The 16,156-nt window shown below is 72.5% G+C and carries 14 protein-coding genes and 1 riboswitch; of the genes, 9 read left to right on the top strand and 5 right to left on the bottom strand.

The window, feature by feature from the left end; translation table 11 throughout:
- Positions 1–430: 430 nt before the first annotated feature.
- Together ABD332_RS26405 and ABD332_RS26410 are read left to right on the top strand one after the other, a co-directional pair.
- The gene (locus ABD332_RS26405) at positions 431–1,861 is read left to right on the top strand and encodes a DUF1800 domain-containing protein (RefSeq protein WP_344504817.1); all 1,431 of its coding nucleotides are present in this window, start codon (positions 431–433) and stop codon (positions 1,859–1,861) included.
- Between the two features lie 68 nt (positions 1,862–1,929).
- The gene (locus ABD332_RS26410; RefSeq protein WP_344504818.1) at positions 1,930–3,117 is read left to right on the top strand and encodes a DUF1501 domain-containing protein; all 1,188 of its coding nucleotides are present in this window, start codon (positions 1,930–1,932) and stop codon (positions 3,115–3,117) included.
- Here the strand turns inward: ABD332_RS26410 and ABD332_RS26415 are convergent.
- Positions 3,077–3,718 carry a TetR/AcrR family transcriptional regulator gene (locus ABD332_RS26415; RefSeq protein WP_344504819.1) on the bottom strand — a complete coding sequence of 214 codons (642 nt, stop codon included), beginning with the start codon at positions 3,716–3,718 and terminating at the stop codon, positions 3,077–3,079. The two genes, ABD332_RS26410 and ABD332_RS26415, sit on opposite strands and share 41 nt — an antisense overlap.
- Before the next feature lie 72 nt (positions 3,719–3,790).
- On the opposite strand from ABD332_RS26415, the gene ABD332_RS26420 reads away from it, so the two are divergent.
- The 4 genes from ABD332_RS26420 (at position 3,791) to gcvP (ending at position 9,047) form a co-directional block, all read left to right on the top strand.
- Positions 3,791–4,345, top strand: a complete 555-nt coding sequence (locus ABD332_RS26420) for a peroxiredoxin-like family protein (RefSeq protein ID WP_344504820.1) — start codon at positions 3,791–3,793, stop codon at positions 4,343–4,345.
- Between the two features lie 118 nt (positions 4,346–4,463).
- The gene (locus ABD332_RS26425) at positions 4,464–4,802 is read left to right on the top strand and encodes a YciI family protein (protein ID WP_344504821.1); all 339 of its coding nucleotides are present in this window, start codon (positions 4,464–4,466) and stop codon (positions 4,800–4,802) included.
- A 108-nt stretch (positions 4,803–4,910) separates the two neighbouring features.
- Positions 4,911–5,954, top strand: a complete 1,044-nt coding sequence (locus ABD332_RS26430; protein WP_344504822.1) for a hypothetical protein — start codon at positions 4,911–4,913, stop codon at positions 5,952–5,954.
- 90 nt (positions 5,955–6,044) lie between these two features.
- Positions 6,045–6,139, top strand: a riboswitch (glycine riboswitch).
- A gap of 76 nt (positions 6,140–6,215) precedes the next feature.
- Complete coding sequence (gcvP, locus tag ABD332_RS26435; protein ID WP_344504823.1) at positions 6,216–9,047, top strand: aminomethyl-transferring glycine dehydrogenase; 2,832 nt, start codon at positions 6,216–6,218, stop codon at positions 9,045–9,047.
- Between the two features lie 21 nt (positions 9,048–9,068).
- On the opposite strand, the gene ABD332_RS26440 is transcribed toward gcvP, so the two are convergent.
- Positions 9,069–9,278 carry a DUF5999 family protein gene (locus ABD332_RS26440; RefSeq protein ID WP_344504824.1) on the bottom strand — a complete coding sequence of 70 codons (210 nt, stop codon included), beginning with the start codon at positions 9,276–9,278 and terminating at the stop codon, positions 9,069–9,071.
- Positions 9,279–9,410: 132 nt separating this feature from the next.
- On the opposite strand from ABD332_RS26440, the gene ABD332_RS26445 reads away from it, so the two are divergent.
- Positions 9,411–10,595, top strand: a complete 1,185-nt coding sequence (locus ABD332_RS26445; RefSeq protein WP_344504825.1) for a chorismate-binding protein — start codon at positions 9,411–9,413, stop codon at positions 10,593–10,595.
- A 45-nt stretch (positions 10,596–10,640) separates the two neighbouring features.
- On the opposite strand, the gene ABD332_RS26450 is transcribed toward ABD332_RS26445, so the two are convergent.
- Complete coding sequence (locus tag ABD332_RS26450) at positions 10,641–12,356, bottom strand: substrate-binding and VWA domain-containing protein (protein ID WP_344504826.1); 1,716 nt, start codon at positions 12,354–12,356, stop codon at positions 10,641–10,643.
- A gap of 163 nt (positions 12,357–12,519) precedes the next feature.
- Between ABD332_RS26450 and ABD332_RS26455 the strand changes: the two genes are divergently transcribed.
- Positions 12,520–13,023, top strand: a complete 504-nt coding sequence (locus tag ABD332_RS26455) for a peptide deformylase (protein WP_344504827.1) — start codon at positions 12,520–12,522, stop codon at positions 13,021–13,023.
- On the opposite strand, the gene ABD332_RS26460 is transcribed toward ABD332_RS26455, so the two are convergent.
- A complete protein-coding gene (locus ABD332_RS26460; protein WP_344504829.1) occupies positions 13,013–14,146 on the bottom strand; it encodes a type III PLP-dependent enzyme domain-containing protein in 1,134 nt (377 codons plus the stop codon). The two genes, ABD332_RS26455 and ABD332_RS26460, sit on opposite strands and share 11 nt — an antisense overlap.
- Positions 14,147–14,185: 39 nt before the next feature.
- Here ABD332_RS26460 and ABD332_RS26465 point away from each other — a divergent pair, with 39 nt between their 5' ends.
- Positions 14,186–15,370: an IucA/IucC family C-terminal-domain containing protein gene (locus ABD332_RS26465; RefSeq protein WP_344504830.1), complete on the top strand. Its 1,185-nt coding sequence runs from the start codon at positions 14,186–14,188 to the stop codon at positions 15,368–15,370.
- On the opposite strand, the gene ABD332_RS26470 is transcribed toward ABD332_RS26465, so the two are convergent.
- Positions 15,371–16,105 carry a septum formation family protein gene (locus ABD332_RS26470; RefSeq protein WP_344504831.1) on the bottom strand — a complete coding sequence of 245 codons (735 nt, stop codon included), beginning with the start codon at positions 16,103–16,105 and terminating at the stop codon, positions 15,371–15,373.
- Positions 16,106–16,156: the final 51 nt, after the last annotated feature.

Consider the following 16,156-nt stretch of genomic DNA (forward strand, 5'->3'; position numbering starts at 1 on the left):
CGACTGACCGTCATCACCACCGAGGGAACCCAACCCGACACCGACACCACCCAACTCGCCGCCGCCTAACATCAACCACAACGGATCAGCGCTGACCGCCTCCTACACCACCAGCGCGGACGTGACCCGTCTCGGTCGCTGCGGTCTTCTTGGTCGCACCGTTCCGATGGTCGATGTGGCGGGATTGTTGGGTGCGGTAATCCGGTAATCCGCTGGCCAAGAGAACCGCAGCCGGCGTGTCACTCGACCGGCCCCACGCCGAGACCAACACGGCACTCGACGCAAACCACGCACACACCCGTCCGCCCACTGGATTGTTGGGTTGGGTAATCCGGTAATCCGGTAATCCGGTGGTGCGGAGCGGTTGCCGGGTGGGAGCGTGGTGGGGGCGTCGGTCAGGCCGGCCGTGTCGGTGTCGACGTTGGACTGCGTGACCGCCTTCACCCCTCAGGACCCGGTCCTGCATCTGTTGCGCCGCGCCACGTTCGGGCCGACTCCCGCGAGCGAGGCCGAGCTGCGCAAGCTCGGTGCCGTCGCGTGGCTGGACCGGCAGCTCGCCCCGGCGACCATCGACGACGCCGCGTGCGCGAAGCTGCTCACGCGGTACCCGATGGCCAACCTCGACATCGCCGGGGTGCGGGCCAAGGTGAAGGCCGGCGCCATGAAGTCCGGGGGCTGGGACGCCATGCAGCAGCTCGGCTCCGCCGCCGTCGCGCGCGCCGCATGGAGCAACCGGCAGCTGCTCGAGGTCATGGTCGACATGTGGTCCAACCACCTCAACGTCACCTGCCCGTCCAGCGACGTCTGGGACAGCCGCGGCGCCTACGACTCCCTGATCCGCAGGCACGCCCTGGGGACGTTCGCCGACCTGCTGAAGGCGTCCGCGACGTCACCGGCGATGCTGTCGTACCTCGACAACCGCAGCTCCACGAAGGCGAAACCCAACGAGAACTACGCCCGCGAGCTCATGGAGCTGCACACCGTCGGGCTGATCTACACCGAGGCCGACGTGAAGGACGCCGCGCGGCTGCTCACCGGGCTCACCGTCGACAAGACCACCGGCCTGTACAAGTTCGACGCGACCCAGCACGCGACCGGCGCCGTCACCATCCTCGGCTGGCGGCACGACAACGCGACCGCCGGCGGCGGGGAAGCGGCCGCCCTCGCGTTCGTGGACATGCTCGCCCAGCACCCGGCCACCGCCGAGCGCGTGGCCCGCAAGCTCTGCGTCCGCTTCGTCTCCGACGACCCGCCGGCGGCCCTCGTGCAGCAGCTGCGGGAGGTGTACCTGCAACAGAAATCGGCAATCGCGCCGGTCCTGCGGGCGCTGTTCACGTCGCCGGAGTTCGCCGCGTCCGTCGGCGCCAAGGTCCGCACGCCCCTCGAGGACCTCATCGGCACGGTCCGCCGATTGGGCCTGCAGCCCGAGGCGTCCGGCACCGAAGGGGTCCGCGCCCTGTACAACTACCTCGTCGCCGCCGGCCACGCCCCGATGCGCTGGGCGCCGCCGAACGGCTACCCGGACGTCGCCGCCGCCTGGACCGCCCCGTCGGGCCTGCTGATCCGCTGGAACGCACACCTGAACCTCGCCGCCGGCTGGTACCCCAAGCAGCTCGTGCGCCCGGCGTCGATGCTCGCGACGCTGGTGCCGACGCTGCCGGCCACGCACGGCACGTTCCTCGACGCCCTGGCCACCCGCCTCGTCGGGCAGCCCTTGCAGGCGGCGCACAGCGCGGCCCTGCTCGGCTTCCTGAACAAGTCGGCGTCGAGCCCGCTGAAGGCGACCGACCCCGCCGTCGCCGGCCGGCTGCCGCACCTCATCGCCCTGATCCTCGACTCGCCCTACTACCTGGCCAGGTGACCGTCATGATGGATTGCTGTATTACCGATAACGGTATTTCGCGGCGCGGGCTGCTGGGCCGGGCCGCCGTGATCGGGGCGGGCGCCGCGCTCACCGGGCTCGTCGGGGAAGGCCTCGCGACCCGGCTGGCGTTCGCCGGCACACCGTACACCGGCGACACCATCGTCGTGTTGTCGTTGCGCGGCGGGTTTGACGGGCTGTCCGCCGTCGTCCCGATCGGCGACCCCGACTACTACACCGCCCGCCCCACCATCGCCGTGCCGAAGGCGTCGGTGATCGCCGGGGACGGGATGTTCGGCCTGCACCCGGCGTTCGCGCCGCTGCTGCCTCGCTGGACCGCCGGCACGTTCGGCGCGGTCCACGCCGTCGGCCAGCCCCACCCGTCCCGGTCGCACTTCCAGGCGATGGAGGAGATGGAGCGCGCCGCCGCCGGCACGTCCGTGCGCACCGGCTGGCTCGACCGGATGCTCGGCGTCACCGGCGCCTCCGCCCCGACCGCGGGCGTCGCGATGGGCGCGACGTCCCCGGCCCGCGCGTTCGCCGGCCCGTCCCCGGACGTGTCGATGTCGTCCGTCGACGGCTTCAAGCTCTCCGGCAACGACGCCAAGACGCCGCTGGCCGCGACCATCGCCAAGCTGTTCGACGGCGCCCCGGCGGTCATGGCCGACCCGGCCCGCGCCGTCAACGCCACCCTGGGCACTGTCGCCGCGCTCGGCGCGTACACCCCGGCGGCGACCTACCCGTCGACCGCCCTCGGCAAGGCGCTGTGCGACGTCGCGCGCCTGGTGAAGTCGAACGTCGGCCTGATGGCGGCCACCGTCGACTTCGGCGACTGGGACATGCACGAGGGTCTCGGCGGCCCGGTGAAGGGCCAGCGGATGCACGACCACCTGACGGAGCTCGCCCTGGCCCTGGCGGCGTTCGCGACCGACCTCGGCGACGCGTTCAACCGCGTCACCCTGGTCACGCTCAGCGAGTTCGGCCGGCGCGTCGCGGAGAACGGCTCCCGCGGCGTCGACCACGGCAACGGCAACGCCATGCTCCTGCTCGGCGGCAACGTCCGCGGTGGCCGCGTGCACGGCATCTGGCCCGGTCTCGCCCCGGCCAAGCTCACCGCCGGCGACCTGACGTCCACCACCGACTACCGGTCGGTGATCGGCGAGCTGCTCCAGCGCCGCTGCGGAGTCGGGTCGCTGACGGGCATCTTCCCGAACGTCACGCCTTCCTCGTACGAGCTGGCCCTGGCCCGCCGCTGATGCCGGCGAGCAGGAGGGCGAGACCGCCGCGGAACTCCTCGTCGGCGCCGACCTGACGGGCCGCCCCGCCGAGCTGCCGCATGTGAGGGAACGCGGCGGGGTCGAGCCCGGCGATGGCCGCCGTGCCGGGGCCGGACAGCGGGCCGAGGTGTTCGAGCTGGATCGCGCCGACGAGGTACGACAGCAGCCCCCGCAGCGCGACGACCCTGCGCTCCGGGTCGGTGACGGTCTCGGCCAGGATGCCGGCCACCGTCTCCGACCAGCGCAGGATGGCGGGTGACCGGTGCCGGTGCGTCATGGTCAGCGGGACGACGGCCGGGTGGGCGCCGACCGCGACGCGGACCCGCTCCACCATGACGGTGACCCGCTCCTGCCAGCCGCCGCCCTCCGGCGGTGCGGGGTCCACGGCGCCGAGCACCAGCTCGACGACGAGGCCTTCGAGCTCCTCGCGGTCGGCGACGTACCGGTACAGGCTCATCGTGCCCATGCCGAGCTGCTGGGCGACGGCGCGCATGGTCAGCCCGGCCGGCCCGTCACGGTCGAGCACCGCGAGCGCCGCCGCGGCGATCTGCGCGGATGTGAGTGATCGCGGTCGAGGCATGGCACTTGACAGCGTACGTCATACGCCTACGCTTGCCCGTAAGAGTACGTTGTACGCTTACGCGGAGGTGTCATGCTCGTCGTCGATTCCCGGCGCCTGCAGGTCGTCGTGGGGGAGCCGGTCGCCGTGCCGGACCCGTCGCTGCTGGTGCACCTGCAGTTCCGCCGCTTCGCCGGCTGCCCGGTCTGCAACCTGCACCTGCGCTCGATCGTCCGCCGCCACGCCGAGATCACCGCGGCCGGCGTCCGTGAGGTCGTCGTGTTCCACTCCACCGCGGCGGCGCTGCGCGAGCACGTGACGGACCTGCCGTTCCCGGTCGTGCCCGACCCGCAGAAGCGCCTGTACCGCGAGTTCGGCGTCGAGTCCTCCCGCCGCGCCCTGCTCGACCCCCGCGTCTGGCCCACGATCCTGCGCGCCGTGGCCCGCAGCACCTGGGCCCTGCTCCGCGGCCGCGAACGCCCGCCGTCGCTCACCCCGGCCGGCGGACGATTCGGCCTCCCGGCCGACTTCCTCATCGCCCCCGACGGCACCGTCCTCGCCGCGAAGTACGGCGAGCACGCCTACGACCAGTGGTCCGTCGACGAGCTCCTGGATCTCGTCGAGCGGCACGGACCCGGCACGCCCTGACCGTGTAGGACTGGCACCGACGGAAATTTGTCGCGGCGGGTTGTCGGATCCGGGGCGGGCCGTTCGTAGGACGGGTGAGCGGCGGCCGGAGGGGCCGCCGGAGGCGAGGAGGAACAGGATGCCGCACTACCTGGTCTCGTTCGACGAGGGGTGGATGAACGTCGCCGAGAAGGACGTGCCCGACGTGACGAAGGCCGCGCAGGAGGTGGCGCAGGACGCCCGCGACGCCGGCGTGTGGGTGTTCGGCGGTGGGGTGCCGGCGCAGCCCGCGACGGTCGTGGCCGCGGACGGTTCGGTCACCGACGGCCCGTTCCCGGAGACCAAGGAGCACATCGGCGGGTTCGCGCTCCTCGAGGTGCCGGACCGGGACGAGGCGGTCCGGTGGGCGGCCAGGTTCGCCGCGGCGTGCCGTTGCACGCAGGAGGTGCGGGAGCTGGCCGCCGGCGCGGCGGACTGACCCGGCACGGCGGCGCTGCGCGGCGATGGTGCGCTGCGGGTCGGACACAGGGTGCGCGTACTGTGCGCGCAGGTCCGTGAGGATCGGGGGCCGACCCGAGGAGGATCATTGAAGCGCAGCGCCGCGCTGGCCGTCGTCGCCGTCTTGGCGGTCAGCGGATGCAGCTCGCCGGGCAAGGGCAGCGCCGCACCCGCCTCGGGGACGCCGAGCGCGACGGGCGCGACGGGCGGGTCCGGCGCCGGCGGCCTGGGCGCCGCGAGCCAGTCCGCGTCCGCGCCGAGCGGGGCGTGCACGATCTTCCCCGCGGACAACGTGTGGCACGCCGACGTGTCGAGGCTGCCGGTGCACCGGGACTCGGCGGCGTGGGTCGGCAGCATCGGGGCGCAGGCGCACGCGCACCCGGACTTCGGCTCGGGGCTCATCGACGGCGCGCCGTTCGGCATCCCGGTCACGATGGTCGGGCAGGGGCAGGCCGGCGTGAAGGTCAGCTTCGAGTACGCGGACGAGAGCGACAAGGGCCCGTACCCGATCCCGCGCAACGCCAAGGTTGAGGGCGGGCCGAACGCCGACGGGGACCGGCACGTCATCGTGCACGACACGGCGGCCTGCAAGGTGTACGAGCTGTACGCCGCGCGCCCGAACGCGGACGGATCGTGGAAGGCCGGCTCCGGGGCGGTGTTCGACCTGCGCCGCAACGACCTGCGCAAGGCCGGCTGGACGTCGGCGGACGCCGCGGGCCTGTCGATCCTGGCCGGGCTGCCGCGCGCCGACGAGGTCACCAAGGGCAGGATCGACCACGCGATCCGGTTCACCGCGCCGCGCACGAGGAACGCGTACGTGTGGCCCGCCCGGCACGCGGCGTCCAGCAGCACCGACGCGAACCTGCCGCCGATGGGTGCCCGGTTCCGGCTGAAGGCGTCCGTCGACATCTCGAAGTTCCCGGCGCAGGCGCGGGTGGTGGCGCAGGCGCTCAAGCAGTACGGCGCCGTCCTCGCCGACAACGGCTCGCCGTGGTTCTTCTCCGGCACGCAGGACGACCGGTGGAGCAACGATCAGCTCAACGCGCTCAAGGGGCTGAAGGGCAGCGACTTCGAGGCGGTGGACGCCAGCCTTCTGATGGTCGACGCGAATTCAGCCCGCTGTAAGCCATGAACCTAGCGTCCTAGGATGCGCTACGCGCTGTGGTGTGGACCACGGGCGCGTGACCATGGTCAAAGAACCGGTAGATTAGGCATCGCCGGCAATACCCGCGCGGGAGAGATCGTCTGAGTTCAGGGCGACGCCGAAGGGGCAAATCCTCCCCGGAACCTCTCAGGCAGAAGGACCGCGACGGGTTGGCACCTCTGGAGGCCACACGACAGAGGGGGAGGGACGTGCGCAGCCCCGACCCCCGGATCCGAAAGAGTGTGGCCAATGACCAGTTTCGCCAGCAGGCACATCGGACCGTCGCCGGACGAGCAGACGACGATGCTGAAGACCGTCGGGTACGACTCCGTCGAGGCGTTGATGACGGCGGCCATCCCCGGCTCGATCCGCTGGCACCAGCCGCTCCAGCTGCCCCTGGCCGCGTCCGAGGCCGAGGTGCTGGGGGAGCTGCGCGCCCTCGCGTCGGCGAACCGGACGCTCGTCAGCATGATCGGCCTCGGCTACTACGGCACGCACACGCCGCCGGTCATCCTGCGCAACGTGCTTGAGGACCCGTCGTGGTACACGGCGTACACGCCGTACCAGCCGGAGATCAGCCAGGGCCGCCTCGAGGCGCTGCTCAACTTCCAGACGGTGATCACGGACCTGACGGGGCTGCCGGTCGCGGGCGCGTCGCTGCTGGACGAGGCGACCGCCGCCGCTGAGGCGATGACCCTGGCGCGGCGCTCGTCGAAGGTCAAGGCCGACGTGTACGTCGTCGACAGCGACGTCCTGCCGCAGACCCTCGCCGTCATCCGGACCAGGGCGGAGCCGCTCGGCATCGACGTCCAGACGGTGGACCTGCGGACCGAGGAGCTGCCAGCGGAGTTCTTCGGCCTGCACCTGCAGTACCCCGGCGCGTCCGGCGCGGTCCGTGACCTGGCGGACATCACCGGGCAGGCGCACGACAAGGGCGCGATCGTCACGTTCGCCGCGGACCTGCTCGCGCTGTGCCTGCTGCAGGAGCCGGCGGCGTTCGGCGCGGACGTCGCGGTCGGCAGCGCGCAGCGGTTCGGCGTGCCGATGGGCTTCGGCGGCCCGCACGCCGGCTACATGTCGGTCCGCAAGGGCCTGGAGCGGACCCTGCCGGGGCGGCTCGTCGGCGTGTCCAAGGACGCGGACGGCGCCCCCGCCTACCGGCTCGCCCTGCAGACCCGTGAGCAGCACATCCGGCGGGAGAAGGCGACCAGCAACATCTGCACCGCGCAGGTGCTCCTCGCGGTCACGGCCAGCATGTACGCCGTCTACCACGGCCCCGACGGGCTGCGGGAGATCGCGTCCCGCACGCACGACATGGCGGTGCGGCTGGCGGCGGGGCTGCGGGCCGGCGGTGTCACCACCGAGCACGAGGCGTTCTTCGACACGGTGACGGCCGTCGTACCGGGGAAGGCGAAGGACGTCGTCGGTGCCGCCGCGGACCGGGGGATCAACCTGCGGCAGGTCGACGCCGACCGGGTCGGCATCGCGTGCGACGAGACGACGACGTTCGGGCACCTGCGTGACGTGCTGGCCGCGTTCGGTCTCGCGCACGTCGACGTGACCGCGCTGGACACGGCGGACGTGGTGCCGGCCGAGCTGCGCCGCACCAGCGACTACCTGAGCCACCCGGTGTTCTCCACGCACCGGTCGGAGACCGCGATGCTGCGGTACCTGAAGCGGCTCTCCGACATGGACTACGCGCTCGACCGGGGGATGATCCCGCTCGGGTCGTGCACGATGAAGCTCAACGCGACCGTGGAGATGGAGCCGATCACCTGGCCGGAGTTCGCCAACGTGCACCCGTTCGCGCCGGCGGCGCAGACGCAGGGCTACCGGAAGCTGATCGGTGACCTGGAGCGGTGGCTGGCGGAGGTCACCGGCTACGACGCGGTGTCGCTGCAGCCGAACGCGGGGTCGCAGGGCGAGCTGGCGGGCCTGCTCGCGATCCGCGCCTACCACCACTCGCGGGGCGACACCGGGCGGGACATGTGCCTGATCCCGTCGAGCGCCCATGGCACGAACGCGGCGAGCGCCGTGATGGCGGGCATGCGGGTCGCGGTGGTGGCGTGTGACGAGTTGGGCAACGTCGACCTCGGTGACCTCGAGGCGAAGATCGAGCTGCACCGGGACCGGCTGGCCGCGATCATGGTGACGTATCCGTCGACGCACGGGGTGTACGAGACGGGGATCTCCGACCTGTGCGCGAAGGTGCACGAGGCGGGCGGCCAGGTGTACGTCGACGGTGCGAACCTCAACGCGCTGCTCGGCTACGCGAAGCCGGGGCAGTTCGGGGCGGACGTGTCGCACCTGAACCTGCACAAGACGTTCTGCATCCCGCACGGCGGCGGCGGCCCGGGTGTCGGTCCGGTCGCGGTCCGTGCCCACCTGGCGCAGTTCCTGCCGTCGCACCCGATCCTGGAGGAGGACGGCGTGGCGGCTCCGGTCGGGCCGGTGTCGGCGGCGCCGTGGGGGTCCGCGGGGATCCTGCCGATCCCGTGGGCGTACCTGCGGGTGATGGGCCCGGACGGGCTGACGAAGGCGACGGCGACGGCGGTCCTCGCGGCGAACTACGTGGCGGCGCGGCTGCGGGAGCACTATCCGGTGCTGTACAGCGGCAGCGAGGGCCTCGTCGCGCACGAGTGCATCCTGGACCTGCGCACGATCACGAAGGCGACCGGTGTGAGCGTGGCGGACGTCGCGAAGCGGCTCATCGACTACGGGTTCCACGCGCCGACGATGTCGTTCCCGGTGTCGGGCACGCTGATGGTGGAGCCGACCGAGAGCGAGGACCTGGCGGAGCTCGACCGGTTCTGTGACGCGATGATCGCGATCCGTGAGGAGATCGACCGGGTGGCGTCCGGGGAGTGGCCGGCGGGGGACAACCCCCTGGCGGGCGCGCCGCACACAGCGGCGGTCGTCACCGCGGACGAGTGGGCGCACGCCTACCCGCGGTCGCTCGCCGCCTACCCGGCCGGCGTGACGGTGGCGAAGTACTGGCCGCCGGTGCGGCGGATCGACGACAGCTACGGCGACCGGAACCTGGTCTGCTCGTGCCCGCCGGCATCAGCCTTCGAGGAGTGAGCGGCTACGGAGCGTGATCGCTCAGGCGGCTTCGACGAGGACGTGCATGGCGGGGCCGCGGTGCGGTTCGATCACGCTGCAGTCAGGAAGTAGCTCTCCGGTGTCCTCGAAGACGATCACTCCGTTGCACAGGAGGCTCCACCCCTGCTCGGGGTGCGAGGCCAGGATCCTGGCTGCTTCGTGGTCGGAGTCGTGGGCCGAGGGGCACGCTGGTTGGTGCTGGCAGAGCATCCGGGGTCTCCGTTTGAGAGGTTCTGGTGGGGCCTGTGGGGTTGTTCACATGACCAGTGATGCACGCTACTACGGCCAACGACACGAATCCGCACATGTGACGGCACAACTTGGGGATAATCCGCCATTCGTATGAGCCCATTAGGACCGGTCGTCGGGTATTGGCCCGGGACGGTGGATCTGCACCCTCCCGGGTCGGAACCGGCGTGCCGGCCGCACGTTTGGGAGCGTTCCCGGCTGGAGTGGCGTTCCCGCGACGGCGGTGACCCTCTGCAACTGCTGGAAGCGTTCCTCGTCGACGCCGGATTGCCCGTCTCCGACGTGTCACGGTCACGGACGGTGACGGACGGGGTGTGTGGCGCGGCGGTGCTCCTGGCGCCGCCGTCGGCCGTGGCGTCGCCGGCGCCGGGCGTGCCGGACCTCGTCGCGGTCGTCTACGCCCACACCCCGCCGCCGTACGCGTTCGCGGGGCCGGCCGTGCCCCGCGACGGCCGGGTGGGCCCGTGGACGCCGAGCTGGACCCCGGGGGAGCACGCCGCCGCGGTCGAGGCGGTCCGGGCGGCGATCGCCCGCGGCGACGTCTACCAGGCCAACGTCGTCGGCCACGCGAGCGCCCCGTTCGCCGGCGACCCCCGCGCCGCCCTCGCCAGGGTCGCGGCGCTGCCGGGTGCCCGCTACGGCGGGGTGCTGTCCGGCGCGGACGGCGGCTGGTGGGTGGCGTGCGCGTCGCCGGAGACGCTCGTCGAGGTCGCCGGCGGCCGCGCGGTGACCCGCCCGATCAAGGGGACCCGCCCGGCGACCGCGCAGGGCCGCGCGGAGCTGCTCGCGTCGGCGAAGGAACGCGCCGAGCACGTCATGATCGTCGACCTGGAGCGCAACGACCTGGGCCGGGTCGCCCGGACCGGCAGCGTCCGCGTCGACGAGCTGTTCGCGATCCGCCGCTGGTCGCGGCTGTGGCAGGCGGAGTCGACGGTCAGCGCCGACCTGGCGCCCGGCGTCGGCCTCGCCGGGCTGCTGGGTGCGGTGTGGCCGGGTGGCTCGGTGACCGGCGCGCCGAAGCTGGCCGCGATCGAGGTCGTCAGCGCGCTGGAGCCGGTCGGGCGCGGCCCGAGCATGGGCGCCGCCGGCTGGATCGGCCACGGCGCCGACGGCAGCCTCCGCGTCGACCTGGGGCTGACGATCCGCACCGTCGCCGTCGCCGACGGTCTCGCGCACGTGTGGGCGGGTGGCGGCATCGTCTGGGACAGCGACCCGGCCGCCGAGGTCGCCGAGGCCGCCGCGAAGACCGCCCCGATCAAGGCCGCCCTGAGCGCCTGACGGCGGGCCGGTCCGCTCTCATGGTGAGCGGACCGGCCCCGAGCGTCAGACCCTGCCGAAGATGGCGGTGAGGAGGACCTCGTTGATGTCGAACGCGGTCTTCGACGTGTAGAGGGCGCCGCCGCTGACCCGGGAGATCTCCTGCAGCGCCGCGAAGTCCGCGTCGTTGCCGTACCCGACGGTCACGATCGGCACCTTCTTGTCCGACGCCGCGTTCGCCTCGAGCTTCGGGCGCAGCTGGTCGAGGCTGAGGCCGCCGGTCGGGTCGTCGTTCTTCCCGTCGGTCATCAGCACCACCAGGTTCGTGGCGCCGGGCTGGTACGCGTCGACCACGGCCTGCTGGGCGGCGGCGGCCGTGTCGTACAGGCCGGTGTCGCCGACCGGGGTCAGCTTGTCGATCGCGGCCACCATCTGCTCCCGGCGGGACTTGCCGCTGAGCTGGTCGCCGACCCGGCCGATCGGGATCAGGGACCTGTAGTCCTGCTGGCCGTTCTGCCGGGTGGAGAACACCCACAGGCCGGCGTCGACGTCGCCGTCGAACAGCTGCACGGCCTCCCGGGCGGCGTCCTTCGCCAGCTGCATGCGGTTGCGGCCGGTGCCGGGGACCTGCTCGGCCATGGAGCCGGAGATGTCCAGGACGATGAGGACGTTGGTGGGGCGGGTCAGTGCCGTCCACGAGTCCATCGACTGCTTGACCGACTCCGGCAGCAGCACCGCCCGCGGCACCGTCTTGATCTTCGCGCTGAACGCGTTGTCGGCGCTCAGCGCGGTGCCGGCGTCGCGGTTCGGGTCGCGGAACCCGGCGTCGAGGAACGCCTTGCGCCCCTGCGGCCCGCGCAGGTACGCGAGGAACTGCCGCGCCGTGTCCTGTTTGTCCTTCTCCGCCCAGGGCGCGTCGAGGATCAGGTACGGGTTGTCGGCGTCGGCGCTGCCGTTGGACGGGTACACCGCGACCAGCGGCACCTTCGGGTTGGTCTTGTTGTAGGCGAGGACGTCCTGCTCGAGGGCGGGGAACGCCGACACGTACTGCAGCGCGGCGGTGTCGCCCTGACCGTCGGCCTTGGCCAGGTCGGCGAGCAGCGCGGCGGTGGTCGGGGTGTAGACGGCGCGTTCCTGCTTGAGCTTGGCGAGGGTCGCCTGCTCGTCGGCGGTGACCTCACCGTCGTCGTTGCCGTCGAGGATCGCCATCAGGGCGAGCAGGCCCGCGGTCGACTGCAGCGGGTCGCTCATCCCGAACTTGAACTTGCCCCAGTCGCCCTTGCCGTACTTCGCCCAGCCCTGCGGGTCGGCGGCGACCTTGTTGATGACGTCCTGCCACGACAGCTCGCCGCCGGGCCAGCCGAGCGCCTCCGCCATCGGTTTCGGCATGGCCAGGACCGACGGGGTGCGGGCCAGCATCGGCTGGAGGTCCGGCATCATCCGCTCGGCGATCGCCGCCGTCGACGCCCGCCGCACCCACGCGGTCGAGTCCGGCACCCACACGTCTGGCGGGGAGCCGGTCTTGGTGTCCCAGTCGGTGCCGAGCGCCTGCGCCATCGACGCGGTCTCCCGGGCGGTGACCTCGACGCGGCCGCAACGCCCCGCGACCGCCGGGTTGCTGTCCGTCCACGACTTGGCGAGGGACTGCAGCAGCGGTGCGGTGCTCGGCGACGCGACGATCTTCGCGGTGACCGTCCCGTTACAGGACGGTTGCAGCAGCCGGACGCCGCCGTACGCGGCGCCGCCGGCGACGAGCGCGGCAACGACCGCGCCGATGATCACTAACCGGCGTCGTGATCGGCGCTGAGCTGGGCTCTTGCGGTGTGACCGCACGTCCGCCCTGTCGGCCTGGTAGGCCATGGGTGTGCCTCCGGGGGTGGGAAGTCGGCACAGTTTAGGCCCTCGTCAACGATCGTTCACGCCGCCCCGAAGTAGCCTGTGACGCGTGACGATCCGACCGATCCGCGTGCTGGGCGATCCCGTGCTCCGCACCCCCTGCGAGACCGTGACCTCGTTCGATGCCGAGCTGCGTGCGCTCGTGCGTGACCTGCTCGACACGGTGACCGGTGAACCGGGCCGTGCCGGGGTCGCCGCGCCGCAGATCGGGGTGGGGCTGCGGGTGTTCTCGTACGCGGCGAACAAGCAGGTCGGCTACCTCGTCAACCCGACGATCACGGCGCTGGACGGGGCCCAGGACGGCGAGGAGGGCTGCCTGTCGATCCCGGGGCTGTGGTTCCCGACCCCACGGGCGATGCACGCCACCGTCGAAGGGTTCGACGGGCACGGCGAGCCGGTCACCGTGTCCGGCAGCGGCCTGCTCGCCCGGGCGCTGCAGCACGAGACCGGCCACCTCGACGGCGTCCTGTACGTCGACACGCTCAAGGGCGACGCCCGCCGCCAGGCGCTGCGCGCGGTCCGGTCCCAGTTCGCGCCGCGCGTCACACGGTGATGAACTGCGGGTGGGCGTGGCGCAGGAAGTCGTGGTGCGCCACCTCCCACCCGTAGGCGCCGGTGCCGGCGAAGACGAGGACGTCGCCGGCCCGCACCGACGCGACCGCCGCGTCCCGGGCGAGGACGTCGCGCGGGTTGCACTGCTCCCCGGCGACCGTGACCGTGGCGTCCCGCACGCCGGGCCGTTCGAACGGGTAGGGCCACGCGTCGACGGGCAGCACCGTGAACGGGTGGCTGTACCCCCACGACGCCGGCAGCCGGAAGTGGTGGGTGCCGCCGCGGACGACGACGAACCACTGGCCGTGGGTGCGTTTCACGTCGACGACCTCGGTGGCGTACCACCCGGCGGTCGCCGCGACGAACCTGCCGGGCTCCACGACGAGGGTCGCCCCGTCCGGTAGCTCCAGCCCGGCGAGCCCTGCCTTGAAGACGTCCAGGTCGAAGCGGCCGCCAGTGCCGGTCGGGGCGGCGATGTCGACGCCGAACCCGCCGCCGACGTTGATGACCGGCGCCGGCACGCCCCACCTGCGGGCCGCGTCACCGGCCCAGGCGACCGCTTCCCGGATGAACGCGGCGTGCGCGGCGGCGTCGAGGTTGTTGGACACCGCGTGCAGATGGAAGCCCTGGACATTCCGGGCGATCGCGAACGCTTCCGGCAGGAGCGCCTCGTCGATGCCGAACGCCGTCGGGACGCCCGCCATCGCGTGGGTGCCCGGCAGCGCCGGGTGCGTCCGGTTGACCCGCAGGCACACCTTCGCACCGCCGTACACCTGCAGCCGCCGCAACTCGTGGAGACTCTCGACGTTCACGGTCGCGCCCGCCTCCACCGCGGCGCGCAGGTCGGCGTCGGTCTTCGCGGGTCCGCTGAAGATCGCCGGCAGTCCGGCCGCCGCCCGCAGCTCACCGCCGGAGGCGACCTCGAACGCGTCGACGTGCCCCCGCAACGCCGCGACGACGTCCTCGTTGCCGTTGGCCTTCATCGCGTACGCGATCCGGGTCCCCGCGGGCAGCGCGTCGCGGAGCGCGGCCACGTTGGCCCGCAGCCGCTCCCGGGCGTAGACGTAGGCGCAGACGGGACGCCCGGCGCCGCGTATGGCGGCGGCCACGTTGGGGGGAACCACGCTTCGACTCCAGTTCACGCACCGGTAGGCTGGCCGGCGATGCAGCTCGACTCCCGCGACCCGATCGCCCTGTGGCAGTACGCGGAACGGTATCTCGGCGTCGGGACCCGGACCTACAGCCCCTACGCCGGCGACCTCGACATCTCCGACGTCCACCACCCCCAGCTCGGCGCGGAGTCCTTCCAGCTCCCGACGTTCCAGGTCCCGTCGCTGCGGACAGCGGCGTCCGGGCTCGTCGAGTCGTCGTTGCCGCTGCTGTACGAGGGCCTGCTGCCGGTCCATCCGGACGCCCTGGACGCCCCCGACCTGGTGGGCCGCGCCGAGCTGCTCGCGTCGCCGCGCGGCCCGTCGCTGACCGCGGTCCCGTCCGCGAACGCCCGCACCGTCTTCGTCACCGCCGTCGACGGCCGCCCGGTCGAGCCGCACTTCGTGAAGCTGCACTACCCGCGCCGCCTGTCCCGCTTCACCCGCCGGCTGCGCCGCCCGATCATCGAGCTGCAGCTGTGGGTGTCCGACCACCTCGTCGCCGCCGGCACCCCGGTCCTGCCGGAGGTCGCCGGCGGCTGGTTCGGCACCGGCGACGACGCCTGGGGCTATCTGCTTCGGGCGGCCCGCCCGCTCGCGCCCGCCCCGGCGTGGACGGTGCCGCTGTTCGCGCTGTACGGCCGAGACCTGCACCACCCGTCGGACCCGACCCTGCTGGAGCAGCTCGTCGTCCGCTCCGGCGAGGACCCGCTGACCTACGTCGCGTCCCGGATCGTGGCGCCGATGGTCCGGCTGTGGTCGGAGGTGGCCCGCACGACCGGCTGCCCCCTGGAGACCCACGGCCAGAACACGCTGTTCGCGTTCGACGCCGCCGGCGACGAGACCCGCATCCTGTACCGCGACTGCGCCATCTACGTCGACGCCGCCCACCGCGCCCGCCTCGGCCTGACCGACCCGCTGCCGCCGACGAACGTCATCCCCCGCGACGTGCCGATGGCCGCGGACGAGGTGTTCAGCCTGACGTACGACAGCTTCATGGGCCACCACGCCCTGTCCTACGTCGCCGCCCTCGCGTCGTCGCTGTGGCAGGTCCCGCCGGCCGCTCTGCACGCCGCGGCCCGCGAGGCCTTCACCGCGCAGGACCTGCTCCCCCCGACGGTCTTCTACTACGACAACGTCCTGTACGACAACGGCGACTGGAAACTCGTCGACACCGGCCAGCACCCCGACTGGCGCTGATCACCGCGGCAACGGCCCGCCGCCGAGCCCTTGCACGCTGCCGCGGAGCGTGTCGTGCCGCCCGGCCGGATCGGGCACCTCGGTGACCAGGCACAGCTCGTTCTCCCGGGAGAGCCAGGCGACCCGCAGGTCGGCGCGCTGCCGGAGGTCGGGCAGACCGAGGTACGCGGCGGCGACCTCCCGGCAGTCCGCGTCGGTGTCGTCACCGGGGGCGACGGTGCCGACGAACTCCGCGGCGTGGCTCTGCGTGCACTCGCCGAACAGGTACTCCTGCTCCTCCTCGTCGTCCCCGCCTGTGTCGGTGACGAGGCACGTGATGGCCAGCCGCCGGTCGCCCCGCATGCCGTCCTTCATGCTGCGGGTGCTGCCGACGGGACGCCCGCCGGTGCCGGAGGTCTCCGCGACCGCGCACAGCAGCCGCCCGCGCACAGGGTCTTTGTCGCGCAGGAGCCCGTAGATGGTGCGCGACTGCTCCCACGGCCCACCGAGGAACGACTCAGCCTCCTCCCGGCAGCGCTCCTCGGCGCCGGCCTCGGTCAGGATCGCGATCGCCTCGTAGTCGTGCGGCTCGTCACAACCGACCGCCTGCACCGCTCCCGTGTCAGGCAGGATCCCCACGGCGACAGGCGCCGTGTAGCACCCGAGCCCGCCCTCACCACCCGTCTCCCGCCACCACAGGAACACCGCGCCGGCAACGGCCAGCACCAGTACCACCACCAAAGTCTTCGTCCGCACGCAGCGGGACGGTAGCGCCCCACCCTCCCATGATCAAGTGCATTTCGACCC

The sequence above is a fragment of the Dactylosporangium maewongense genome, assembly GCF_039531485.1.
Lineage (GTDB): Bacteria > Actinomycetota > Actinomycetes > Mycobacteriales > Micromonosporaceae > Dactylosporangium > Dactylosporangium maewongense.